This is a genomic window from Bacteroidia bacterium, assembly GCA_019695265.1.
GTDB lineage: Bacteria > Bacteroidota > Bacteroidia > JAIBAJ01 > JAIBAJ01 > JAIBAJ01.
Map to the genome: position 1 here is coordinate 1 of JAIBAJ010000052.1, position 24876 is coordinate 24876.

Here is a 24876-nt window from a genome sequence, read left to right on the forward strand (position 1 = left end):
ATAAATTTCATGCATAAATATACTGAAAATCAATGTATTGTGAATTTATTATCGGGTAAGTTATTAACAATCAGTAAGTTACAAAAAGGAGGGCTTTTTAGACAAACTGTCGTTGCCCGAGGTGCAACCTCTAAAGGTAGTTTTAAACTCAACTTGTCTCAGTATCTAATCGTCCGCTGCGAGGGGAGCATTTGCAAACCTCCGCTAAACCGCTATTGGATTTTATACCGAATAAAAATCTATTATAGTTCAATGATGTTTAATAATAATTTGCCTAAACTGCTTTTGCATCGGCATTTACCACTGTAATTTTCAAACTAGTTTTTGGACTATTTTCATAATACATTGGTATTAGAAATTAGCTGGCAACAAGCTATGGAAATTGCCTACAAAATCAAGTATAAACCTTGGTTGGAGTTTATTCAGAAGTCCTTAATTGAAATTATACCAATTTTAATTTATAAATAGTCCAAAGGCAATTTATAAATTTAGATTGGTAAGTACCGAGGATACAAAATGTTAGTCCGATTTTTTCAAGAAAATTTAAGCATAAAATTGGACTAAACATAATGTCCATTCGGTATTAACTAGGCGGAACCTCCTTTGGAAAACTACCGGTTTTTAATTTACCAAGGGTTGTAGTTGCGTCGGGTAGGGATAGAGCAAAGTAGCCCACAGGTATGCGCAGTGCTAACGGAGCATACCGAGGACTACTAGCGATAGCCCGACCATGAGCCATCCTCTACTGTAGGAGGTTTCAAGGACTTTTATGGCGAATGGGACCCGCCTAAAATGAATAATAAAAACAGGCTAATTCCTATTAATCTTCCCAACCCATGCTTCGTTCAACCGCCTTCTTCCAGCCTTTATAGAGCTTTTCACGCTTTTCGTTTTCCATATCAGGAATAAACTTACGATCAATAGGGGAGGAGGACAAAAGTTGGTTTTTAGTGTAGAAACCACAAGCTAAACCAGCTAAATAAGCAGCACCTAAAGCAGTAGTTTCCACTACGGATGGTCGTTGAACTTCGGTATTTAGAATATCTGCTTGAAATTGCATTAAGAGGTTATTGGCAGAAGCCCCACCATCGACGCGCAAAGCTTTTAAGTGAATACCCGAGTCACTTTCCATTGCGTTTAATACATCCTTGGTTTGGTATGCCAACGATTCTAAAGTTGCCCTGGAAATATGCCCTTTAGTTGTTCCCCTTGTTAAGCCGAAAATAGCGCCTCGAGCATACATGTCCCAATAAGGTGCTCCTAAACCAACAAAAGCCGGAACAACATAAACTCCCTCTGAGCTTGGAACTTTGGAGGCGAAATACTCGGAATCGGGAGCAGCGTCCAAAATTTTCAATCCATCGCGCAACCATTGAATGGCGGCACCTGCAACAAAAACGCTACCTTCCAATGCATATTCAACCTTGTTGTCCAATCCCCAAGCAATGGTAGTTAAAAGGCCATTTTTGGAGTAGGTTAACTTTTCTCCGGTATTCATCAGCATGAAGCAACCGGTTCCGTAGGTGTTTTTGGCTGTACCAGGTTCAAAGCATGTTTGACCGAATAAGGCTGCTTGTTGATCGCCTGCAATACCCAGAATAGGAATTTCGGTTCCGAAAAAATGCGCGCTGGAGGTTCCGAAATTTCCACTGGAAGGTTTTACTTCCGGAAGAATTTTCGCTGGTATATTTAATTCATTCAGTAATTTGGAGTCCCATTGTAAGGACGTGATATTGTACACCATGGTACGGGATGCGTTGGAAAAGTCAGTGGCATGAACTTTTCCTGAAGTAAGGTTCCACAACAACCACGTATCGATGGTTCCAAACAGCAATTCTCCTTGTTCTGCTTTTGTTCTAGCGCCTTCCACCTGGTCCAAAATCCAATTGATTTTTGTTCCACTGAAATAGCTATCAATAACCAAACCGGTATTATTTTTTACATAATCAGACAGTCCTTTTGCCTTAAGCTCATCACAAATTGGAGCTGTTCTTTTATCTTGCCATACGATGGCGTTATAAACAGGTTTACCGGAAATTTTATCCCATAAAACAGTGGTTTCTCTTTGATTTGTAATTCCAATAGCTACCACGTCATTCGCAGAAACTCCTGCAATTTGTAAAACTTCTTTGGCGGTAGACAATTGGCTTTCCCAGATTTCAATGGGGTTGTGTTCGACCCAACCCGGTTGAGGATAGATTTGAGTAAATTCTTTTTGGGCTGTAGCAACCAGGTTTCCTTTTTGATCAAATAGGATGGAACGACTACTGGTTGTTCCTTGGTCAAGAGCGAGAATGTATTTAGGCATTTACAAAAGGTATGAGGGCAAATGTAAGTAGCCAACCCTGAAAAGCAAACTAAAAAAGTATTATTTTATCCAGGCTAATGGAAATGTGCTCTGGATTTCGGTTAGTTTATTTTGAGCATCCGATTTGGATTCATATTGACCTAAACCAACGAGTAGCATGGAACTGGAAGAAGGGATAAGGTGAGCATCTTTGCCAAGACTTTGCTGAGATTTACAATATTTTTCTGCTAATTCCGGATTGGAGAAAGCAGCAATAATGATGGTAAATTTTCCTATTCCGGAGCTAGGAGCTTGAGTGGAGATGGAATTTTCGACCGGGGTTTCTAAAAAGACACCTTCTGTTTCATCTGTAACAGAATTAAGGTAGTAAAAGGAGATTTTTTTTCCGGGAAGGAGGTCAAATTCATCTGAATAGGAATCTGAGCCAATCTCCATAGAGTATGATTTATAAGTAGGGGTTCCTGAGTAGCTCCATCCCATTAATGCTTCTGAAGAGTTTTCCCAAAGGTCCATTTTCAGCGATAATAAGCTAATAAAAACCAAGAACAAGGAAGCGGCAGCGTAAGAAAAGTACCTAAGGTTACGGGATTTATTGGAAGTCGGTGAAGACAGATTTAACACCAAAGGTTGGTGAATCTGTACAGGTTTTACCAGAATATTGTCAAGGCCAAAAACAGAATCGTCTAGATCAGAACTAAGGTGTGGAGTAAAATCAAAAGAGCCGTCCAATTGCACTTGTAGGAATCCTAAGTTATAAAAATCGATAGGGCTTTTAGAGGATTGGAAGGTGTTGATTTCTAATTGAATTTGGGCATAGGCCTGATCCAAAGAGATATTAAATTCTTTGGAAAAAGCATGAGCCAAAATTCCGTCGTTTTGTTGAATTCTAGGGTTAAACTGAACTGACTTAGAAGGTTTTATAAATTCATTCAGATTTTGGTCGAAATAGGCAGGACGGGGATGAGTCATAAAAGCACCAAAGCCCGGAACAATAATGAAATCGTGCTCCAGAAGCAGTTGGTGAATGAGGTAACGTATTGACAAATCCTTGTTCATAACGGAACTGCAAAGTAAAACAATCCTAACAAAGAAAGTATAAAAACTTGAAAAAACCTTATTCCATTCGGGCAGAAGGCATTATGCTAAGATCAGCAAACTCCTTCCTGGTGAATTTATAGTAGGCAGCAATACCAATCATAGCAGCATTGTCGGTACAATACTCAAATTTTGGGATAAAGGTTGTCCAGGATTCCTTTTCTCCAATGGAAATCAGGCGTGAACGTAAGACTGAATTAGCAGAAACCCCTCCAGCAATTGCAATGTGAGAGATATTGTAATCTTTAGCTGCTTTTTTTAATTTTAGCAAGAGGAATTCGACTATTGTCTCTTGATAGGATGCACAAATGTCGGGTAAATTTTGTTGAATAAAATTTGGGTTTTGCGCAATGTTATCACGAACAAAATATAGCATAGCAGTTTTTAAACCACTAAAGCTAAAATCATATCCTGGGATTTGAGGAGTTGGGAATTTATAGGTTTTGGGATTTCCTTTTTGAGCATACTTATCAATTAAAGGGCCTCCGGGGTAAGGAAGTCCAAGGATTTTAGCGGCTTTATCAAATGCTTCCCCTGCGGCATCATCTAAGGTTTCGCCAAGAATTTCCAGATGAAAAGGGGAGTGAGCTAAAACAATTTGGGTATGACCACCTGATACAGTCAGGCACAAGAATGGAAAATTGGGATTTGGTTTATTATCCTCTTCAATGAGGTGAGCTAATAAATGTGCATGAATGTGATTAATTTCAATGAGCGGTTTGTTTAATGCTAAACTCAACCCTTTTGCAAAGGAAACGCCAACCATAAGGGAACCTATTAATCCCGGGCCTCGAGTGAATGCAATAGCATCAATATCTTTCAGTTTAAGATTAGCCTTGGAAAGAGTCGCTTCCACAAGGGGAATAATATTTTGCTGATGAGCTCTGGATGCCAATTCCGGTACCACGCCTCCGTACTGTTCATGAACCTTTTGATTGGCAATTAAATTAGCAATTACCTTTCTGTCTTGTAGTATAGCAATACCTGTATCGTCGCAACTGCTTTCAATGGCTAAAATGGTTGGCATTGTATATTGAATTAGGCTCTTAATTCGAAGTTTTTTCCTAAGTAAACCTTTCTAACCTGTTCGTCATCTGCAAGTTCTCGGGCAGTTCCTTGTTTTAGAATTTTTCCTTCATAAAGTAAATAGGCACGATCTGTTATTGTCAAGGTTTCGTGAACATTGTGATCGGTTATAAGGATACCGATGTTTCGTTTTTTTAAATCGGAGACAATTGTTTGAATATCTTCCACCGCTATTGGGTCCACCCCTGCAAATGGTTCATCAAGAAGAATAAAACTTGGATTTACCGCTAATGCACGTGCTATTTCAGTTCTTCTTCTTTCTCCACCGCTAAGTTTAATTCCGGTATTGGTTCTAATATGTTGAAGGCCAAATTCATTCAATAATTGTTCAAGTTTTTCTTCCTGTTCCTTTTTGATTAATTTGGTATGTTCAAGAACGGCCATGATATTGTCTTCTACGGATAAGGTTCTAAAGACACTTGCTTCTTGAGCAAGATAGCCAATACCTAATTGAGCTCTACGATACATTGGCTCATCTGTTATCTCCCGGTTTTCAAGATAAATTTTCCCTTCATTGGGTCGAATTAATCCTGTAATCATATAAAACGAGGTGGTTTTTCCAGCTCCATTTGGACCTAATAATCCAACAATTTCACCTTGGTTTACCTCAATAGAAACGTGGTTTACTACCGTGCGTTTTCCATATCTTTTTACCAGATTATCTGCTCTTAATTTCACACGGCTAAGGTAGTATCTGAAGGATTAGAAACAGTTAGAACGCCTCAAAAAAATGGAATCTTAAGTACTTTTTAGAAATCATTGGCTTGCATGAATTAATATTGTCCCTGTTTTGGGAAAGAAGATTATTATTTCTGTAATAAACGATTTGGTAACTGACCAGCGTGTAAAGAAGGTTTGCTCTACTTTACAAGAAATGGGATTTGAGTTGTTGTTGGTAGGTCGGAAATTGCCTGAAAGTTTGCCATTGGAGCGTCCATATGAAGTTAAACGAATGAAATTGATCTTTAAAAGAGGTCCATTTTTTTATGCAGAATTTAATTTTCGACTTTTTATTTTGCTTTTATTCACCAAGGCTGATTGTTTGCATTCAAACGATTTAGATACACTTTTACCCAATTTCTTAGTGTCGAGAATTAAAGGAATTCCATTGGTTTATGATTCTCACGAATACTTTACCGAAGTACCTGAAATTCAAAATAAACCAATAGTTAAAAAAATTTGGAGCGGTTTGGAAGAATGGATTTTTCCCAAATTAAAAACTGTGATAACTGTGAATGAAAGTATTGCCCAGTTGTTTGAGAAGAAGTATGGAAAAAAGCCCTTGGTGATAAGGAATTTGCCGGAGCTTATGAATAGTACAACAACCTTAACTTTGGAAGAAATTGGTTTAAACCCTGATTTGGATTGGGTAGTTATTCAAGGTGCAGGTTTGAATATTGATCGTGGTGCCGAAGAAGCGGTTTTGGCTATGCAGTATTTATCCAATATCGGGTTGATGGTTATTGGCGGAGGGGATGTTTTACCTCATTTACATCGCTTGGTAGATCAATATCATCTAAGGGAAAAAGTAGTATTTATTCCGAAAATGGAATATTCCAGGTTGCTCCAATATACCGGTTTGGCCAAAATTGGATTAAGTTTGGATAAGGATACGAATATAAATTACAGGTATAGTTTACCTAATAAAATTTTTGACTACATACTATCAGGAGTTCCCATTTTAGCTACCGATTTAATTGAAATAAGACGTGTGGTTTATGGGTTTGAGGTAGGTGAATTACTTCCCCATCTAAGCCCTCAGCTTTTAGCGGATCGCATCCGAACTATGATTGAAAATCAAAACAAGTGGAATGAATACAGAAATAATACAAGTAGGGCTAAACAAAAATTGTGTTGGGAACAAGAAGGGAAATTAATTCTTAAACAGGTTTACTCTAACCTAAAGTTCTAATGATTCCAGCGTAATATACTAATTAGTGGAGGACCGTGGCCGTTGATAAGTGGTTGATTTTTTTGAATATTATGATATATGTTATTTTTCGAAATCCGGAGTGCAAAGATTAAATTGGTTAGTTGAAGAAATTGTTATTTTTCTTATTGGGACTTAAATAAAGAATTGTTTTTCAGCTTGAAGTTTTCTTAACCTTGGTATAATTTTGTCTAAACATAAAAACCGTTTTCATTTATACTAATTTTGGGCAGAGAAATGGAATTTAATGCACAACAAATTGCAGGACTATTAAATGGTTCTGTTGAAGGGAATCCTGAAGTTTCCGTAAATAATGTATCAAAGATTGAAGAAGGGCTTCCTGGTACATTATCCTTTTTAGCCAACCCAAAATACACCAATTATATTTATTCTACTCAGGCCTCCATTGTTATAGTTGGAAAGGATTTTATTCCTGAACAGGCTATAAATTCTACTTTAATACGAGTTGATGACGCCTACAAAGCATTTGCCACCTTGCTTGAGGTTTACAATAAATTGAAATCCACAAAAGAAGGCGTAGAACCCGGATCTTATATAAGTTTGGATGCCCAATTAGGGGACAAGGTATATGTTGGCTCACAGGCCTATATAGGGAATCGATGTGTAATAGGTACAGGTGCGAAAATTTATCCCCAGGTATTTATAGGTGATGACGTAATAATAGGAGAACAAACAGTATTGCATCCGGGTGTTAAAATCTATGCTGGATGTGTTATTGGAGCCAATTGTATCATACACTCAGGAACTGTTATTGGAGCTGATGGTTTTGGTTTCGCGCCTCAAGGGGAAAATTACAACAAGGTGCCTCAGATTGGCAATGTAGTTATTGAAGATCATGTTGAAATAGGATCGAATTCCTCCATCGATAGAGCTACACTTGGAAGTACTTATATTCGCAAGGGAGTGAAATTAGATAACCTTATTCAAATTGCTCATAATGTGGAAATTGGTGAAAATACTGTCATTGCTGCCCAAACCGGAGTAGCCGGTTCAACTAAGATTGGAAAAAATTGTATGATTGGTGGACAGGTAGGAATTATTGGTCACCTAACCATAGGAAATGATGTAAAAATTGCAGCCCAAAGTGGGATTGGATCTAATTTGAAGGATGGGGAAATTGTACAAGGTTCACCAGCCTTTGGAATTGGAGAGTACAGAAGAAGTTATGTGGTATTTACAAAACTTCCTGAGATGTATAAGCGGGTATCGGAATTAGAAAAGAAGTGGAAAGAGTCCAGTTCTTAGTTCACTACCAATTTTTGGATTTCTGCATGAAGATTATCGCCGCGTAAGTTCTTTCCAACGATAATACCGTTACCGTCAATTAAAAAATTGGATGGAATGGATTGAATTCCATAGATTCTGGCAGGTTCAGAATTCCACCAACCCAAATCACTTACATGATTTTCCCAAACCAATCCATCTCTTTGAATGGCCGCTTCCCAACTGCCTTTATCTTTATCTAAGGAAACACCATAAATGGTAAAGCCTTTGGCATTTTTGAATTTTTTGTCCTTAAATTTGGTGTAAGCAGAAACCACATTTGGATTTTCCATTCGGCATGGTCCACACCAACTAGCCCAAAAATCAATCAAAACAAGTTTGCCTTTTAAAGATGAAAGGGAAATTTCTTTTCCTGAAGGACTTTTATATTTCAAATCCGGGGCCTTATTGCCAATGTTTAATCCAACAGTTTGATTAGGAGATAGGTTGGAAGGTTGGGATTTGGTTTTTGTGGAATTTTTAAATCCAAAGCCAATAAATCCGATGGCTATAAGTCCGATTAAAAGGGATGTTTTATTCATGATTCTTGAGCAAAAATACAATTCCCTTGAATAGAAAAAACAGTGTTAAAACTTTTTGGGATTTAAATTTCTGAGAAACCGATAATAAAATTCCAAAATTTACAAATTCCCCAATCGAATTAGTTGCCAAAACCTAATTGTCTAAATGCAAATGATAGCACTGGGGGAATTAAGGGAGTGACTTTTCAAACGAAAAGCAGAATTCAATTACTATGGTTGCTAATTATATTTCTTGAAGTACCAGGTGGGACTTCATTTCTTTCATTCCAGGTAAATGAAGTTTAAAGAAATCGGTTAGTGCGGCCAACAAAATTCTTCTATCTTCAGGTTGGATACTGAGTTTGGAATTTGTTTCATAGCAATCTTTTAATCTGCTTAGTGATTCTGCGGCACTTCCTTCAAGAAAAAATGGATGTGGTGGAATGGAGGAGGTATATTTCCCTTCGTTTAAATCGAAGAAGCGATTAAGTGTGGAATAATTTCCGAGAGGATAGAATCCGGCAAATTCGCTTAAGCCAATAAGGAAAATTAAGTGAAATGTTTTGGTATCTACTTCGTTCGAATTCAAATGGCTAACCATGTTAAGAAGGTAGTTAAATAGGGGTTGATTTCCTTCTTCTTCCTTAACTACTTTGCTAATTAGCTCAGTTAAAAATAATCCAATGGCTGATTTTTCCGGATCCAGGTAAATTTCTTTGAATCCATTTAAAATGCTATGCTCTTTTAATTTTTGAATACTTCGATTCCCTTTTTCCTCGGCAACAATTTCTACCAATGTTAAAGGTAAAAAAGCTGCGTGGTTTCGTTTCCCTCCTTTATGTATGAACAAGGATTGGCCTTTGTTTTCGGAATACATTCTAACCAAAACCATGTTACCTAAATACCGGGTTGTTCCAAGTATTATAGCTCTGGTTTTTACTAACATAGATCCAATTAATTCATTAATAAAATCTTGGTAACAACGGTTTGTTTGCCTTTCTCGTCGGAAGAGAAAACCAAATAAACCCCGCTGTGAGCTCTAGCACCGCTAGTTGTAATTCCATCCCAGATGGCTTGTCCACCAAGGGCGGTAGTTGCGAAGACCAATTCGCCGCTTGCGTCTGTAATTTTAACGTCAGCATTTGCGGTTAATCCTTTGATTGCAATCTTACCTTCATAACCTGGTTTCACCGGATTGGGGTATGCATAAACTTCCTTTTTATTAATTTCTTCTCCACCTTCAGTGGCTTCACCTCTAAATGAAATAATCCCTTTTCCGGTAATAAAGAATACTTCACCTGTTAAATCGTTGATAGTTATAGAAACAATTTCGTTGGAAAAGAGCGGGCTGTTTTCTTCGTTAAAATGGAGGATTTCTTGTGTTCCATCCGCACTCATCAGAAAGGCACCTGCTTTTTGGGTCCCAATCCATTTTCTATTTGCACCATCTACCGCGATGCTGGTAACTGCCTCTGATTCCAACAGGTAATTTGCAATACTATCTTGGGTAACTAAAATTTGTTGGGCATCGGTTGGGGAGCTTCCAAAAATATCTCCCGGCGAATAGAACACAAAAATCCCCTGATCACTACCTACCCAAATTTCACCTTCCTTGTCTTTAGCAATAGCATAAATTTGAGTGGAAGGCAAACCTCCTTGACCGACCGCACTGGTAAGTTTTTTGTATTTGTCATCGGTTGTATTGTCAAGGGTGGTATTTTCATTAAAGACGGCTAAACCTCCACCTCTAGTCAAAATTATCCATTTTGTTCCCCAATCATCTATGACCAAATCGCCTGTGTATTGGTTTTGCAAATTGGCACCCAGGAAATAGGATTTCCAAGATCCGTTGGGCTTTTTAACACTGAGGGGCTGGGAGCATAATGCATTGGCCACCCAAAGGTTACCATCCGGGTCTTGTGCCAATCCGGAGGCTAATACGGAATTAACCGAACTCACATAAATGTTCTGCAAGGAGGAATTGTTGTCGTCATAAAATTTTGACAACTGATTATCTGAATATTCACCAACGCCGGTAAAATAACTTGCGGTATAGAATTTGGTTGGGTCGTTGCGGTCGATTTGAATATCAATTACATCTCGAATATCAAACGTGTCACTGTTTAGGATGTTGGTACCACCCGGAATCTGTTCCCATTTTTCGTCAATAAAGGAATAAACACCTTCAGTTTTGTATTGATTTTCCCAGGAAGCATTGACTAAACCACCGGCAACGTAAACTTTTCCTTGGTAAGCATCCATGTTGAAACTAAAAGGAGAAGCAGGTCCATTCATATAAATAAAGCTATAATCCCAGTTAGACGAAGCTCGCATTAATCCATTTATTCCATCTGCAATCCAGTAATTACCATCTGCCGTAAAAGTAACCTCACTGGGGTACATAAAGTATTGATTGCCATAGGTGTAGATGTTTGCGTCTATGCTGTCTCCTTTGATAACAAAGAAATTACCATTGGATACAAGTAGCAAACGGTCGTCTAATTTTTCAAAACCTTTAAAAATAAAAAAGGGGTAAGTCCTCTTTTCTACATTGCCATTTTTCAAAACAAATAGGGTATCTGTGCTGGATGTTGAATTGTATTTCTTTCCGGCGTATAAAATATTATTATAAAAGCTACATCCATCAAATTTGGTTTGTGGCATTCCATCGACAAAAGTCCAATTGTTGTAATCTGACAAATTGCTACCGTTTAAAAGGGCTGTTAATATACCCACACTCGTTGCTGCATAAATTCGGTCTTCGGCAATTGAAGCGGAATAAACAGGTACACTCGATCCATTTGGACCAATAATATAGGTATCTTTAATTTCGTTCTTTTTTAAATCCAATAAAACAATACCAAAGCCACAGGAAAGATAGGCAAATCCATTGTGAATGGTTACATCATAAATGGATTTATCACCCGGAATGTTTTTTCTGGCGATGTCATTTACATTAATGATTCCTTCTGATTTTATTAGATCAATGTTGGCATCGGTATATGCTATAACCAAAGTTTGGTTTTGCGGGTCGTATTTTAATTTACTAAAACCAATGTCTGAAAGTCCGGTGATCTTTGACATACGCTCTTGTTCTCCTGTTTGAGTGTTGTAGGAAAACATTCCATTTTGGCTGGCATAATAAATTATTTTTCCTGCTGATGCCACGGTTTTACCTTGGGAATAGGGCAAATGATCTCTCCATTGACCAACAGCAATACCTTGTGAGAAGCATTGGGAGATGAAAACGAATAAGGTAATCGAAAGCGAAAAGTTAGCCGCAAAGCGCTGTCTAGTCATGTAAAAGGATTTTTTGAGCCTCGCAAACGCAAAGTTGTATAAGATATTGTGAGCTTTCATAATTGCTTAAAAATAGTTACCAACACCTAAGAATTTCTGATAATATTCGGCTATTCCGTCTTCCAGTTCGGTGAAGGTATCCAGGTAACCGATACTTTTAAGTTTCTCCATACTAGCTTCAGTAAAGTATTGGTAGGTTTCCCGAATATCTTCCGGAGTATCGATAAATGCGATTTGAGGTTCCATATTTAGAGCTGAAAAACAAGCTTTTGCCAAATCTAAAAATGTTCGTGCCTTGCCTGTCCCTAAATTATAAATCCCGGAATGGGATTGATGCAAGAAAAGAAACCAGCATACTTTAGCCAGGTCTTTTACATAAATAAAATCCCGTTGTTGTTCCCCATCTTTAATTCCTTCTTTGTGTGAACGAAATAATTTTACCTCTTTGTCCGACTTCAAGGTGTGAAAAATATGAAGTGGAACCGAAGCCATTCTTCCTTTGTGGTATTCGTTTGGACCATAAACATTGAAGAATTTTAAACCTGCCCAAAAGGGTGGATATTCCTTTCTTTCCAATACCCAAAGATCAAACTGCTGCTTTGAGTCGCCATAAGGGTTGAGTGGTTTTAATTTTTTTGTAACTTCATCGGAATCAATAAATCCCCATTCGCCTAATCCATAAGTTGCCGCAGATGATGCATAAACTAATGGTGTTTTGGTTACAGTGCAATAGTTCCAAATTTTTTTGGAATATTCTAAATTAAGGTGGTTGAAGATGCTTACTTCTTTTTCAGTGGTATCCGTTCTGGCGCCTAAGTGAAATACCATGTCCAGATCCGGATTTTGGTTCTCCAGGAAGGTAAATAGCTCTTCGCGTTCAATAGCAGTCTTAAACTTTTTATTATTCAAATTGCCTTGTTTGTCTTTCCTGGAGAAATCATCAACCAGTAATAAGTCATCTCGCCCTTGGGAGTTTAAATACCCTACCAAATAACTTCCAATAAAGCCTGCAGCACCTGTAATTAGTATCATTATAAATTGTGTGCTAAGATAAAGTGTTTTAAGTTTAGGCAGGAATTATGCCATGTATTTCTTGATGAATGTGATTCGAGAAGGTTTATTGGCTGCCTAGTACTATCTTTGCGGCTCGAAATTAGAAGGTATGGGAAATATAGTAGCTATTGTAGGACGACCCAATGTAGGTAAATCCACACTGTTTAACCGCTTAACAGGCACTCGCAAAGCCATTACCGATGAAACAGCCGGGGTTACCAGAGATCGTAACTATGGAAAAGCTGAATGGAATGGTATCGAATTTTCGGTTATTGATACAGGCGGTTATGCAGAAGGAAGCGACGATATTTTTGAAGCAGAAATTAGAAAACAAGTAGAACTAGCTGTTGATGAGTCTAATTTAATTTTGTTTATTGTTGATGTAAATGACGGATTAAACGATATTGAAAATACCATTGCTCAGCTTCTTCGGAAATCACGAAAACCGGTAATCCTGGTGGTAAATAAGGTCGATAACTATGCACAGGCCTCGAATGCTGTAGAATTTTACTCCTTGGGATTGGGCGAGTACTTTTGTATTTCATCTAGCAATGGAAGCGGTACCGGTGATTTGCTTGATGAAGTAGTTAAACAATTGCCTGTTGCAGAGGAAGAAGATTTAAGCGGAATTCCTAAAATTACTATTGTTGGACGACCTAATGTGGGTAAATCTTCCATGGCAAATGCACTCATTGGGGAAGAACGAAATATTGTTACTCCAATAGCCGGTACAACACGTGATAGCATTCATACCCGTTACCAAAAATTTGGGTTTGATTTTATGTTAGTTGATACTGCCGGAATTCGCAAAAAAGCCAAAGTAAAAGAAGATTTGGAGTTTTTTTCTGTCATGCGCTCCATTCGGGCAATTGAAGAAAGTGATGTTTGTATTCTTATGTTGGATGCAAAAGAAGGTATTGAAGCCCAGGATTTAAGTATTTTAAGTTTAATCCATAAAAATAACCGAGGTCTGGTTATTTTAGTTAATAAATGGGATTTGGTTGAAAAGGATACCAATTCAACTAAGGAGTACGAGGAATTAATTAAAAGCCGAATTGCGCCTTTCAAAGATGTGCCCATTTTGTTCGTTTCCGCCCTTACAAAACAGCGAATTCATAAGGCGTTGGAAACTGCTATGCAGGTGTACGAGAACCGCAATCGTCGCATTCCGGGTTCTAAATTAAACGATTTTATTTTGCCAATTATCGAAAATAGTCCACCGCCGGCAATCAAAGGAAAATATGTAAAAATCAAGTTTGCAGCTCAATTACCTATGCATTATCCTGCATTTGCTTTTTTCTGCAATTTGCCTCAGTATGTAAACGATTCTTACAAGCGTTTTTTGGAAAACAAATTGCGTAGTGAGTACGATTTTAGTGGAGTTCCAATTTCCATTTTTATGCGCAAGAAATAGCAACTCGTAGTTCAGTGGTTTAATGGGTAAGAATTGCTTCTAATTCCTTGGATTTATTGTATTAAAGATTTGGCGGGCCCCCTCCGCCACTCAAGGTGGTGGTTTTACCTGAAATTTTCGCAGGCGTTCGGGTCACGCTTTCGGCTGTAGTCCTCGTCCACCTAGGCTGTCGCCGTAGGTGTCCTGTGGGCTACTTGCCTCTATCGTTGCCCGAGGGTGCAAGTCCGGGCGGTTGTTTTTCATTCCAAATTCTTCCTATACCCAATTAGTCAAAAGAAGGATATTGAATTCGAAATGCTTGCTTTGCAAGTACTTATTTGCTTTTTATTTTTTCAAATGAATAATATGGGTTTTAGACCTAAACAGGATTCTTAATTAAAATCAAAAAAAGAAGTGTAACTTCTTGATTATAGATCATTTGAATATGGCCTATAATTGAAACCAACAATGGAAATAGTTGCATTTTAATCCATAATCTGAATTAGAAATTGTTATGCGGCATTCAAATACACTAAAGACTGAGGGAAAGGTTGATTTTTGGGTGAAGAAATAGTCAACTGTAGTGAATTCATAAATCGTTCCGAAATCTTTATATTTGAAGGAATTACAAGCCGGAATAGAGTTCTATTGCAGATTTTAGGTTTATGCAGCAGTTTTACTATGGAATTTTTGTTAGGTGTCTTTTTTGGGGCAAAACACGGCATGTTGGGGTTTGTTCGGGTAGGGATAGAGGCAAGTAACCCACAGGCACACGCGGCGCTAGCCAAGTGGGCCGAGGATTACAGCCGATAGCCCGGCCATGAGCCCTGCCAAACTACGAACAAGTTTTTCTATTGATGCGAATGGACCCGCCTAATAATAACAACCTAATTTAACTTAGAAGCTTGATTTGTGGTGGAACTTTCTAAAGCCATATCCTGGGGGATGGAATGAATAAATTCCAAAAAGTCCTTTTTTAGTTCGGAGGTTTTTTCCATCATAGGCACATGACCGCATTGCTGGTAAATCAATAATTTGGCGTGAGGGATATCTTTTTTAAACCGTTGAGCATGGTCAACAGGAATAATTTCATCTTCATTTCCCCAAACAATGAGGGTAGGGGCTTGAATAGTTTTAATCATAGCAGTATCGGGGTATTGACCTGAACCGGCAATGGTAAAGGCGTTTTGTAAATTGCCCTGAATATTGTGCATGCTGTTGTTGAAAAGAGCGTCTTGTTCATTGACCAGGCTATCGTTGTAATAGCATACTAAAAGTCCGGCTTTAGCACCTGAAGGAGGGAGTCCGCGTCGCATAAAAGGTTCAAGGAAAGGGTATTGAAGAATTGGAGCTGCATTGTCGAGTACATTTAACATATCATATCCGGCGGCATTTAATAAGGTTAAACTTTTGACATGTTGCGGAAAACTTGCTGCAATGTACCAGCTCATCATTCCGCCCATGGAGTTACCTATGAGATGAAATTGACCGAGATGAAGGGAGTCGATAAAGAATTTGAAAAAGTTGACATATTCCGTTTTAAGGTCAAGTTCACCATGATTTGGATCGAAAAATTCGCTCATTCCAAAACCTGGCAAATCCAAACGAATGATACGGAATTGATTTTTAAGGGAATCAGCAAATTTTTCAAAATTGTGATGAGATCCCATAAAGCCGTGAATCATCAGGATAGGGAAGCCTTGCCCTTCATCGACATAGTGAATTTCTTTGCCTTGGTAATTTAAGAAATGCGAATTAGGGGTGGTGAATTTTTGTTTAGCAACTTCCCTGGGATAAATATGGTTTTTGCGGATAAACGCCAGGTAGGATGGAAATCCAATGAGAGTTAACAGCAATATAGCTGAAAGTGCAAGTAGAATTTTCTTTTTCATTTTAATTAAAACCAAGTAAAATTAGGGTGTTCGGAAAAGAATTCGGCTAATTTTTGATTTTTTAATAATCGGGGTTTGAAAACTTGGTAAATACTAAGACGATTTTAGGGGATTGAAAGCATTACTTTTGAACCATAATTATAAAGAATGACCCAAGTAATTGAATGTGTTCCGAATTTCTCTGAAGGCAGAGATATGGCAATTATAAAACAAATTACCGATGAAATTGAAAGTGTTGAAGGCGTAAAATTGCTCAATGTGGATCCGGGCAAAGCTACCAACCGGACGGTAGTTACTATTGCCGGAGCTCCGGAACCAGTAATTCAAGCAGCATTTTTGGCAATTAAGAAAGCTGCCGAATTAATTGATATGGAAAAGCATAAAGGTGAGCACCCGAGAATGGGTGCAACGGATGTTTGTCCGTTGGTACCAATTCAGGGTATTTCTATGGAAGAAACTGCCCTTTATGCGCAAAAGTTGGGGAAACGGGTAGGGGAGGAGTTGGGAATTCCGGTTTACTTGTATGAGGCGGCTCAAAGCAATCCGGCCCGAAAAAATTTATCGGTTATTCGTGCCGGAGAGTATGAAGGTTTTTTCAAAAAGATACAGTTGCCGGAGTGGAAGCCGGATTTTGGTCCAACCGAATTTAATTCGAAAGCCGGAGGAACAGTGATTGGGGCAAGGGATTTTTTGGTTGCCTACAATATTAATTTGAATACTACTTCGGTACGTAAGGCCAACAGTATTGCATTTGATGTTCGGGAGGCCGGCAGGGTAAAAAGGATTGGAGATCCGGTTACCGGAGAAGTTGTCAAGGACGAAAAAGGTAAGCCTGTATCTATTCCCGGAAGTTTAAAATCGGTGAAGGCGATTGGTTGGTTTATTGAGGAATATGGGGTTGCTCAAATTTCTATGAATTTGACTAATATATCTGTAACGTCGGTGCACCAAGCGTTTGATGAGGTTTGCAAAAAAGCAGAAGAGCGAGGGATTCGGGTTACCGGTTCGGAGTTGGTTGGCTTAATTCCGCTCAATTCTTTATTAGATGCAGGAAAATATTTTTTGAGAAAGCAGAAACGCAGTGTTGGAGTTAGTGAAAAGGAGTTGATAAAAATTGCGGTTAAATCGCTTGGTTTGGATGAGCTTTCACCATTCAAACCGGAGGAAAGGATTATAGAGTATGTTTTATCGGAAAGTTCGGGCAAGAAACTTATTAGTATGAATTTGACTGAATTTGCGGATGAAACAGCATCGGAAAGTCCGGCGCCCGGTGGAGGTAGTATTTCGGCCTATGTTGGCAGTTTGGGTATTTCACTTGCTACCATGGTAGCCAATTTAAGCAGTCATAAACGAGGTTGGGATGAGCGATGGGAAGAGTTTTCTAATTGGGCGGAAAAGGGACAAAATATCAAAGATCAGTTATTAAAACTGGTGGATGAGGATACCACGGCATTTAACAAAATTATGGATGCTTTTGGTTTGCCAAAAGGAACAGACGAGGAAAAAAAAGAAAGAACCAAAGCTATCCAGTCAGCTACCAAAAATGCAATTGAGGTTCCATTTCAGGTGATGCAATTGTCGTTGAAAAGTATGGAGACAATCAAAGCCATGGCTGAAATAGGAAATCCAAATTCAGTAACGGATGCCGGAGTTGGGGCATTATGTGCCAGAACCGCCGTAATTGGGGCATTTATGAATGTGAAAATCAATGCTTCCGGTTATTCAGACAAGGCATATGTATCAGAAATACTTAGTAAAGGAAACAGTATTCAAGCGGAGGCCATTCGGTTAGAAGCCGAAATTATTGCCTTAGTTGAATCTAAAATTTCAAGTAATTAGTAATGGATTTTTTGCCCCAAGCGATTGAAGCGTATTCCGATTTTTTTACAGAACCGGAAAGTGAATTACTTCAAGAGTTAAATCGAGAAACCTATGCCAAGGTTTTGATGCCAAGGATGTTATCAGGCCATATTCAAGGCAGGGTTTTATCCATGTTAAGTAAAATGATTCAACCAAAAGTGATTTTGGAAATTGGAACATTTACCGGGTATTCGGCTATTTGTTTGGCGGAAGGCCTGAAAAAGGATGGAAAGTTAATCACCATTGATATCAATGATGAGTTGGAAGGAATGGTAAGGCGATTTGTGGAGAGGTCAGATTATGGTTCACAAATAGACGTTAGGATTGGAAAGGCTTTGGATATTATACCGTTGCTGAATGAAACCTACGATTTGGTTTTTATTGATGCAGACAAAGAAAACTATTCGGCTTACTTTGATTTGGTATTAGATCGGGTAAGGCCCGGGGGATTTATAATTGCCGACAATGTTTTGTGGAGCGGGAAAGTACTTATGAAGGAGAGTGAAATGGATAGAGACACCTTGGCCTTGCATCAGTTCAACCAAAAGATTCATTCTGATGCTAGGGTGGAAAATGTTCTATTTCCTATACGGGATGGTTTGATGATTATCAGGAAAAAGGTTTAAAATTCTAATCGAAGAAGGTGGCTGGAGAAGTTTTTTCCGAGCGTATCCATGCGAAGGGATCGGGAAGCTCCACCATCTAAGGCTGCATGGCAAACGAAGTTTAAGGATTCGAGCGCATCCCATTCATAGCGGATAACTTCACCTTGAATTAAGTCACCAAAATGAGCTTTAACCAATTCTGCGGTGAGTTTTTCCTTAAGTATGGCATAAGCTTCGGGAGTTTTGGACATTACACCGATGTTACACACATTGTTTTTATCGCCGCTACGGGCAGAGGCAAGGTCGATTAGTTTCATGTTTTTGGAAGGTCAAAAATAAAAAAGATTCAACGTTTGAGGAATTTTTCAATGGTATCTCTCAAATAGGATTTATCCAAGTGAGTGTAAATTTCAGTTGTGGTAATACTTGAATGCCCTAATAATTCCTGAACCACTCTTAAATCGGCACCATTTTCAACCAAATGTGTTGCAAAGGAATGTCGAAAGGTGTGGGGAGAGATGTTTTTAGAAATTCCGGCTTGTTGGGTTAGTTTCTTAATGATAAGGAAAACCATAACCCGAGAGAGTTCTCTACCTCTGTTATTAAGAAAAAGGCAATCTTCGAATCCTTTTTGTTGGGGTAGATGAATTCGAACATGTTGAATATAGTTCGAAATGAGTCGGATAGAAACGGGGCTTAAGGGGACTAAACGTTCTTTAGAACCTTTTCCCAATATTTTTACAAATTCATCCTCCAGGTATAAGTCTGAAATTTTTAATTGTACTAGTTCTGAAACCCTTAATCCGCTTCCATAAAGGGTTTCCAGCATAGCCAGGTTGCGTTCACCCTCCGGGGTTGAACGATCGATTAATTGGAGCATTTGATCGATTTCGGAAGCGGAAAGTACATCCGGAAGCTTTCTTGCCTGATGCGGAAGTTCTACCAATTCTGTTGGGTTTGCTTCTATCATTTTTTCTAATAGAAGAAAGTCGTAAAAACTTCGTATTCCAGAAATGGTTCTTGCTTGAGAGGAGGCAGCAATTCCTATTTGGGTAAGGTGGTTTAGAAAAGCAAGAAGGTCATGATAGTTTATAGAATTAATTGGTTTTCCATTCAATTCCAAAGTTGAAAATTGAAATAATAAACGAATGTCTCTAAAATAACTTTCGAGGGTGTTTTCAGACAGTCCTCGTTCCAATTGGAGGTATCTGCGGTATCTATTTAAAACTTTTTCGTTGTCCAAAACTTGGCACAAATTTGCTAAATGAAAGCCAATACGTGATTAAATTTGCGGCCAAGTGTATAAAAAAATAATAAAGCCAATATTCTTCCTCTTTGATCCAGAAGAGGTTCACTATTTTGTATTTGATTTGCTAAGGTTTTTGTACTATTTGCCATTTATCCATTCGGCTGTAAAATGGTACTACACCGTAAACCATGCCGGATTGCGGAGAAAAGTAATGGGATTGGATTTTGAGAATCCAATAGGAATGGCAGCAGGTTTTGATAAGGATGCCAGGTTATACGAAGCTTTGGAATCTTTTGGATTTGGATTTGTTGAAATTGGTACTGTTACACCTGTAGGACAACCCGGGAATCCCAAGCCACGTTTATTCAGGCTTCCATTGGATGAGGCCTTAATTAATCGTATGGGTTTTAACAATGAAGGATGTTTAGGAGCTGCCCAGCGACTTTCGGAACGAAAATCCGGGATGATAATTGGAGGTAACATAGGTAAGAATAAAGATACGCCAAATGAATTTGCAAAAGAGGATTATATTAAGTGTTTAAAAGTGCTTTATCCATTTGTAGATTATTTTGTTGTGAATGTTAGTTCGCCCAATACTCCAAATTTAAGAGCATTGCAAGATAAGGGGCCACTGCAAGAAATATTACGATCGGTTGTTGATGAAATGAAAAGACATTCACATTACAAGCCCATTTGTTTAAAGATTGCACCTGATTTATCCTTTAGTCAGATAGACGAAATAATTGAGATTGTTATTGATTGTGGAATCGATGGAGTAATTGCGACCAATACAACGATTTCTAGGGAAGGATTGAAAACAAATGAAATCCAATTAGGAGAAATTGGTGGTGGAGGGGTAAGTGGAAAGCCTTTAAAATCAAGATCAACCGAGATTATTAGGTATTTAAGGAAAAACGGACAAGGAAAATTTGCCATCATAGGGGTTGGAGGGATTCAATCGACTGAAGATGCCATGGAGAAGTTAGTTGCAGGTGCTGATTTAGTTCAGATTTATACTGGTTTTATTTATGAAGGTCCCGGTATCGTTAAAAAGATAAATAAAGGTCTTTTGAAATCCGGATTTCCAAAACATCCACAAGGTTTGGCATAAATTTTGAATCTTTGCAGTTAAATTAATTCGTATGAAAAGATCAATACTTTTTTTGGGTTTACTTTTAATGGTTAAATTTTCTCAAGCCCAATGCAATGCAGTGTTTTTCTCTGATGGAGGAGAAAAGTTTTATGTGATTCTGAATGGTTTGAAATACAATGACCAGGCCCAAACCAATGTTAGGGTTGAAAATTTAAAACCACAAGCCTATGTTGCTAAAATTATATTTGACAACACGTATTTGGGAGTGATTGATGATAAAATCATTATGGAAGTGGGTAAAGAAAGGACCTATCAAATACGGAAGAAAAAGATAAGAGAGAATGGAATAGATAAAGAAGTGTATGTAATGAAATGGATGAGTGAGACCTTTATCACCAGCGATGTTCAGGCTACATCTGGGGTTTATCAAGCACCAAATAATTCTCAACCTGTAGTGCAATTGAACCAACCGGTGCAGCCTCAAGGACAACCGGTGGTTCAAATTAATCAAACGCCTCCGCCTGTAACACCACCTGTAACTAATCTACCTCCGGGTACAACTTCCCAAACCACCACCACTACAACTACCACTTATGGCACTGTTGGAAACCCTAATTCTGTAAATGTAAATTTACCAGGATTTAATGTGAATATGAATATTAATGATCCGGGGTACTATCCACCTGCCAATACCACCTATCAACAAACAACTACTACTACCTACAATACGCCTCCTCCGGTGCAACCGGTTCAACCCTTACCGCCACCAACTCCTACCGTGTATTCAATGCCCGGTTACAATGGACCGGTTGGATGTCCTTGGCCGGCGAATCAGGCCGATTTTCAAAGTATGAAGCAGTCTATAGCTTCCAAAACATTTGAAGATACCAAATTGCAGGTTGCCAAACAGATTCTAAATAACAACTGCTTAACCTCTAGTCAAGTAAAGGAGATTATGATGATTTTTACATTTGAAGATTCCAAATTAAATTTTGCCAAATATGCCTATGGTTATACTTTTGATATAGGTAATTATTACAAAGTGAACGATGCTTTTACCTTTTCATCCAGCATTGATGAATTAAATGATTATATATCTGGCAGGTAAAGAGAATTAATTAAATAAAAAAATCCCATTCCTGAAGGTTTGGGATTTTTTTATTTCATAGAAAATCAGCGTATCATAATTTAGGTATTAAGTATTGCCTGGTATACTTCAAAATATCGATTAATGCCTGATTCTAATGAATACCATTGAATAGCGGCGTTTCTAAAATCAGTTGGAGGGCGAGAGATAAGGCCGGGTAAATTGGTAATTACTTGAAGGTAATCATTTTCTTGAAAATGGTGTACCAGCAATCCACTATTGGTAGAAGTTACAATTTCTTCAACATCCCCTACACCAGTGTTGCAAACCACCGGAACACCCATACCAAGGATTTCTCCATGTTTGGTAGGGGAAGAACCTTGTTTAGAAAATAGGGGTTGAATAAAGAAAAGTGAAAAATGAGAAAGGCTGACCAATGTTGGAACATCTGCACGATTCCCAAAGATAATCACCAGATCTTTCTCGTTTACCTGATTTTCTGCCGCTTTTTTTACAATAGATTCTTTGGAGTCCGGAGTAATTAGTAAGAATTTAGCAAGTGGATACTTCGATTTAAGAACCTTGAAAAATTGAAACATTTCTTTTTCCATATACCAGGTTCCAAGTGACCCAAGGTAGGAAACCACAAGTTCTCGATCAGGAGAAATAACAGTTTCTTTGGGTTGAAGTCCTAATTTTCTTTGAAATTCTTCCACTTTATTTGTTTGTAAGGAATGAAAATCGAAGTGATTTAGGTCTGCACAACAAGGGATAACTTGAATGCGAATTGGTTGATTAGGGATTGTTTTCCAGGAATGAATTATTTTTTTTCCGGCGTTGGTTAAAGAAATGGTATAGTCGGCAGATGTAAGGAACTCGAGTTCTTTCTTTTTAAAAAATGAGTAAATTTGATTGAACACAGGGTTTTTAAGATTCCAAATACCTCCGTCAACCCTTTCATCGGCATAAAATGCTCTCATGTCAAAAAGAAATGGAATCTGATGGTTGAACTTAAATGATAAACCAGCCAGGGAGGTGATGTAACTTCGGCAGTGAAGCAATTTAATTGGTTTCTGTTTATGAATAGCTTTAATTTTCCGAAACAATTGCCATAGGTCATAAACGGTTGAGAATACGGGTGGTTTGGGTGTATAGGAAAGCGGTTCCCAACTAATATGATGTTGATGAAGGAGATTTTGAATGGTGTCTTTAAATTTCTCGTATCTATCCGATTTTTCAAAACTTACAATAGTTATTTGAAATCCTTTTTTTGAAAGTCCTGCTAAGTAAGGAATTACCTGACTTTGGCCCAAGGGGTCGGTCATTCCGTCGTATGATAAAAAAACAATATGTGCAGCATTCATGTTTTATGGAGCAGTTGAATCAATTGGTTTACTTGATTACATTTGCGAAGATATGTTTCAGGGTAATTCAATTAAGAGTGTTTGGGATTTAATTCTTCCTCCATTTATTCTGGCTTTTATTTATATATTTGAAAGCCAGAAGGTTAGGTCTAAAATTGAAAGTGATTCCAAATTTGAGTTTTACATGAAGGGATTGTACTTCAGGATTGGAGGAGCCGTTGTATTTTGTTTAATTTACCAGTTTTATTACATAGGCGGAGATACGATTAATTATTGGGGATCTGGTGTCATTGTAAACCGGATGATTTTTAAGGACATTTGGATTTATTTTAAAATCCTAGCAGGAGATCGGTCTTGGGAGAATTATGCTGCATTTGATGTAAGTACTTCGTATCCTGATTATATGATTCGAGATGCACAATCTTTTGCAGTTGTTAGGCTAGTATCTCCATTTTGTTTTTTAACAATTCGTAGTTATTATTCTACATCCATTTTGGTAGCTTGGTTTACCTATGGAGGAATATGGAGGTTGTATACAGTTTTTTCAGAATTGTTCCCTAATCTTCAACGGGAGTTTGCTTATTCAACTTTATTTATCCCTTCTGTTTCTTTTTGGGGAGGAGGAATTTTAAAGGATACCTTTTCTTTATGGGCCGGATGTTTATTTATTTATGGATTTTATCGGATTTTTATTGGAAGAAATTTCAAATTGAAATATATAATTCTCTTGGCGCTTTCGGCAACTATAATGATTGCTATTAAACCTTATATATTTAATGCTCTATTACCAACCTGTTTAATATGGCTGTTCGGAAATTGGCTTAGAACCATTGATTCTGCATTTGCTCGGGCATTATTTGCTCCATTTTTTATTATTTTAGGTGTAGTTTTTGTTGGATTAATATTTGGTCAAATGAGTGATCAGTTAGGTGATTATGCAAGTGTAGATAAAACGATTCAAAAAGCTGCAGTAACTCAAAAAGATCTTAAGCGAACCGAGTATGGTGGAAATAGTTTCGATATAGGCACCTTTGATGGTAGTGTAGGAAGTATGTTGTCACTTTTTCCCAAGGCTTTATTTGCCGGAATTTTCCGACCAACCATTTTTGATGTAAGGAATCCCGTAATGTTTTTATCAGCTATTGAGAATTTATTTTTAAGTTATGTTGTTTTCCGGACAATAATTGCTGCAGGTTTATTGGGCTTTTGGAGAAGGATTTTTTCTCAACCTATACTTATGGCAAGTATTCTTTTTGTTTTCTTTTTTGGTTTTGCTGTTGGGTTAACCGCTTCGAATTTTGGATCTTTAGTTCGCTATCGCATACCTTTGGTTCCTTTTTTATTATCTTCCATGTTCATCATAAGGTATCTAGTACAGAAGGAGAAATTTGAGAATGACAATCCTGATATTAATTACGATGAATTAATCTTGCAACAAAGGAAATTGGAGGGATAGGAGACTTCCAAAATTCACTATTCATTGAAAGAATACCTGATTCAAATAATCATTTTATTTAGCTTTTTGCACGGATTAATATAAGAAAGGGAAGAGGTAAATTGGGGGTGGGCTCTTGTAAAACAAGGATAGATACCTTAATAATTTAGGGCTAGAAATTACCTTTCTAAATAGCGCCTCGGGCAACGACAGTTTGTCCAAAAACCACCTTTAGACGCCATTTTTCGTTTAATATCCTTCAAAATGGTTCGATTTAAGAGCATCTAATTTGAAAAATATAACATTCGACTTTTTGTGTTC

20 protein-coding genes are annotated in these 24876 nt (G+C 37.9%); 8 read left to right on the top strand and 12 right to left on the bottom strand.

What is annotated here, in order from left to right:
- Positions 1-820 precede the first annotated feature (820 nt).
- The 4 genes from glpK to lptB are packed head-to-tail and all read right to left on the bottom strand — an operon-like array spanning position 821 to position 5167.
- Complete coding sequence (gene glpK / locus K1X82_08985; protein MBX7182233.1) at positions 821-2308, bottom strand: glycerol kinase GlpK; 1488 nt, start codon at positions 2306-2308, stop codon at positions 821-823.
- Positions 2309-2368: 60 nt separating this feature from the next.
- A complete protein-coding gene (locus K1X82_08990; protein ID MBX7182234.1) occupies positions 2369-3364 on the bottom strand; it encodes an SPOR domain-containing protein in 996 nt (331 codons plus the stop codon).
- A 58-nt stretch (positions 3365-3422) separates the two neighbouring features.
- Complete coding sequence (tsaD, locus tag K1X82_08995) at positions 3423-4430, bottom strand: tRNA (adenosine(37)-N6)-threonylcarbamoyltransferase complex transferase subunit TsaD (GenBank protein MBX7182235.1); 1008 nt, start codon at positions 4428-4430, stop codon at positions 3423-3425.
- An 11-nt stretch (positions 4431-4441) separates the two neighbouring features.
- Positions 4442-5167 (bottom strand): LPS export ABC transporter ATP-binding protein, encoded by a 726-nt coding sequence (gene lptB / locus K1X82_09000; GenBank protein MBX7182236.1) that lies wholly within the window; start codon positions 5165-5167, stop codon positions 4442-4444.
- Between the two features lie 112 nt (positions 5168-5279).
- Between lptB and K1X82_09005 the strand changes: the two genes are divergently transcribed.
- Together K1X82_09005 and lpxD are read left to right on the top strand one after the other, a co-directional pair.
- A complete protein-coding gene (locus K1X82_09005; protein ID MBX7182237.1) occupies positions 5280-6401 on the top strand; it encodes a glycosyltransferase in 1122 nt (373 codons plus the stop codon).
- 255 nt (positions 6402-6656) lie between these two features.
- Positions 6657-7685, top strand: coding sequence for a UDP-3-O-(3-hydroxymyristoyl)glucosamine N-acyltransferase (gene lpxD / locus K1X82_09010; GenBank protein MBX7182238.1), 1029 nt, complete (start codon positions 6657-6659; stop codon positions 7683-7685).
- Here the strand turns inward: lpxD and K1X82_09015 are convergent.
- The 4 genes from K1X82_09015 to rfaD all read right to left on the bottom strand — a co-directional run bounded on the left by K1X82_09015 (position 7682) and on the right by rfaD (position 12556).
- A complete protein-coding gene (locus tag K1X82_09015) occupies positions 7682-8245 on the bottom strand; it encodes a TlpA family protein disulfide reductase (GenBank protein ID MBX7182239.1) in 564 nt (187 codons plus the stop codon). The genes lpxD and K1X82_09015 overlap by 4 nt on opposite strands.
- 223 nt (positions 8246-8468) lie before the next feature.
- Positions 8469-9170 (bottom strand): DNA repair protein RecO, encoded by a 702-nt coding sequence (gene recO, locus K1X82_09020; protein MBX7182240.1) that lies wholly within the window; start codon positions 9168-9170, stop codon positions 8469-8471.
- 8 nt (positions 9171-9178) lie between these two features.
- Complete coding sequence (locus K1X82_09025) at positions 9179-11524, bottom strand: T9SS type A sorting domain-containing protein (protein ID MBX7182241.1); 2346 nt, start codon at positions 11522-11524, stop codon at positions 9179-9181.
- Between the two features lie 66 nt (positions 11525-11590).
- On the bottom strand, positions 11591-12556 hold the full coding sequence (rfaD, locus tag K1X82_09030) for an ADP-glyceromanno-heptose 6-epimerase (GenBank protein ID MBX7182242.1): 966 nt from the start codon (positions 12554-12556) through the stop codon (positions 11591-11593).
- Between the two features lie 130 nt (positions 12557-12686).
- Between rfaD and der the strand changes: the two genes are divergently transcribed.
- Complete coding sequence (der, locus tag K1X82_09035; GenBank protein ID MBX7182243.1) at positions 12687-13991, top strand: ribosome biogenesis GTPase Der; 1305 nt, start codon at positions 12687-12689, stop codon at positions 13989-13991.
- An 866-nt stretch (positions 13992-14857) separates the two neighbouring features.
- Here der and K1X82_09040 read toward each other — a convergent pair.
- Positions 14858-15862 carry an alpha/beta hydrolase gene (locus K1X82_09040; GenBank protein ID MBX7182244.1) on the bottom strand — a complete coding sequence of 335 codons (1005 nt, stop codon included), beginning with the start codon at positions 15860-15862 and terminating at the stop codon, positions 14858-14860.
- Positions 15863-16009: 147 nt separating this feature from the next.
- On the opposite strand from K1X82_09040, the gene ftcD reads away from it, so the two are divergent.
- Positions 16010-17701: a glutamate formimidoyltransferase gene (gene ftcD / locus K1X82_09045; protein ID MBX7182245.1), complete on the top strand. Its 1692-nt coding sequence runs from the start codon at positions 16010-16012 to the stop codon at positions 17699-17701.
- Positions 17702-17703: 2 nt separating this feature from the next.
- Positions 17704-18348, top strand: coding sequence for an O-methyltransferase (locus K1X82_09050; protein MBX7182246.1), 645 nt, complete (start codon positions 17704-17706; stop codon positions 18346-18348).
- On the opposite strand, the gene K1X82_09055 is transcribed toward K1X82_09050, so the two are convergent.
- Positions 18345-18644, bottom strand: a complete 300-nt coding sequence (locus tag K1X82_09055) for a hypothetical protein (protein MBX7182247.1) — start codon at positions 18642-18644, stop codon at positions 18345-18347. The two genes, K1X82_09050 and K1X82_09055, sit on opposite strands and share 4 nt — an antisense overlap.
- A 29-nt stretch (positions 18645-18673) precedes the next feature.
- Complete coding sequence (gene xerD / locus K1X82_09060; GenBank protein MBX7182248.1) at positions 18674-19570, bottom strand: site-specific tyrosine recombinase XerD; 897 nt, start codon at positions 19568-19570, stop codon at positions 18674-18676.
- A 55-nt stretch (positions 19571-19625) separates the two neighbouring features.
- Between xerD and K1X82_09065 the strand changes: the two genes are divergently transcribed.
- Complete coding sequence (locus K1X82_09065; GenBank protein MBX7182249.1) at positions 19626-20687, top strand: quinone-dependent dihydroorotate dehydrogenase; 1062 nt, start codon at positions 19626-19628, stop codon at positions 20685-20687.
- A 31-nt stretch (positions 20688-20718) separates the two neighbouring features.
- On the top strand, positions 20719-21777 hold the full coding sequence (locus K1X82_09070) for a DUF4476 domain-containing protein (protein MBX7182250.1): 1059 nt from the start codon (positions 20719-20721) through the stop codon (positions 21775-21777).
- Between the two features lie 80 nt (positions 21778-21857).
- Here K1X82_09070 and K1X82_09075 read toward each other — a convergent pair whose 3' ends face one another.
- Positions 21858-23120: a glycosyltransferase gene (locus K1X82_09075; protein ID MBX7182251.1), complete on the bottom strand. Its 1263-nt coding sequence runs from the start codon at positions 23118-23120 to the stop codon at positions 21858-21860.
- On the opposite strand from K1X82_09075, the gene K1X82_09080 reads away from it, so the two are divergent.
- Positions 23119-24576, top strand: coding sequence for a hypothetical protein (locus tag K1X82_09080; GenBank protein MBX7182252.1), 1458 nt, complete (start codon positions 23119-23121; stop codon positions 24574-24576). The genes K1X82_09075 and K1X82_09080 overlap by 2 nt on opposite strands.
- Positions 24577-24876 lie beyond the last annotated feature (300 nt).

Excerpts from the sequence above, each read along its gene's own strand:
- glpK (MBX7182233.1), bottom strand. The coding sequence starts at position 2,308 with ATGCCTAAATACATTCTCGCTCTTGACCAAGGAACAACCAGTAGTCGT.
- K1X82_08990 (MBX7182234.1), bottom strand. The coding sequence starts at position 3,364 with ATGAACAAGGATTTGTCAATACGTTACCTCATTCACCAACTGCTTCTG.
- tsaD (MBX7182235.1), bottom strand. The coding sequence starts at position 4,430 with ATGCCAACCATTTTAGCCATTGAAAGCAGTTGCGACGATACAGGTATT.
- lpxD (MBX7182238.1), top strand. The coding sequence starts at position 6,657 with ATGGAATTTAATGCACAACAAATTGCAGGACTATTAAATGGTTCTGTT.
- K1X82_09015 (MBX7182239.1), bottom strand. The coding sequence starts at position 8,245 with ATGAATAAAACATCCCTTTTAATCGGACTTATAGCCATCGGATTTATT.
- recO (MBX7182240.1), bottom strand. The coding sequence starts at position 9,170 with ATGTTAGTAAAAACCAGAGCTATAATACTTGGAACAACCCGGTATTTA.
- K1X82_09025 (MBX7182241.1), bottom strand. The coding sequence starts at position 11,524 with ATGACTAGACAGCGCTTTGCGGCTAACTTTTCGCTTTCGATTACCTTA.
- rfaD (MBX7182242.1), bottom strand. The coding sequence starts at position 12,556 with ATGATACTAATTACAGGTGCTGCAGGCTTTATTGGAAGTTATTTGGTA.
- der (MBX7182243.1), top strand. The coding sequence starts at position 12,687 with ATGGGAAATATAGTAGCTATTGTAGGACGACCCAATGTAGGTAAATCC.
- K1X82_09040 (MBX7182244.1), bottom strand. The coding sequence starts at position 15,862 with ATGAAAAAGAAAATTCTACTTGCACTTTCAGCTATATTGCTGTTAACT.
- ftcD (MBX7182245.1), top strand. The coding sequence starts at position 16,010 with ATGACCCAAGTAATTGAATGTGTTCCGAATTTCTCTGAAGGCAGAGAT.
- K1X82_09050 (MBX7182246.1), top strand. The coding sequence starts at position 17,704 with ATGGATTTTTTGCCCCAAGCGATTGAAGCGTATTCCGATTTTTTTACA.
- K1X82_09055 (MBX7182247.1), bottom strand. The coding sequence starts at position 18,644 with ATGAAACTAATCGACCTTGCCTCTGCCCGTAGCGGCGATAAAAACAAT.
- K1X82_09070 (MBX7182250.1), top strand. The coding sequence starts at position 20,719 with ATGAAAAGATCAATACTTTTTTTGGGTTTACTTTTAATGGTTAAATTT.
- K1X82_09080 (MBX7182252.1), top strand. The coding sequence starts at position 23,119 with ATGTTTTATGGAGCAGTTGAATCAATTGGTTTACTTGATTACATTTGC.
- K1X82_09075 (MBX7182251.1), bottom strand. The coding sequence starts at position 23,120 with ATGAATGCTGCACATATTGTTTTTTTATCATACGACGGAATGACCGAC.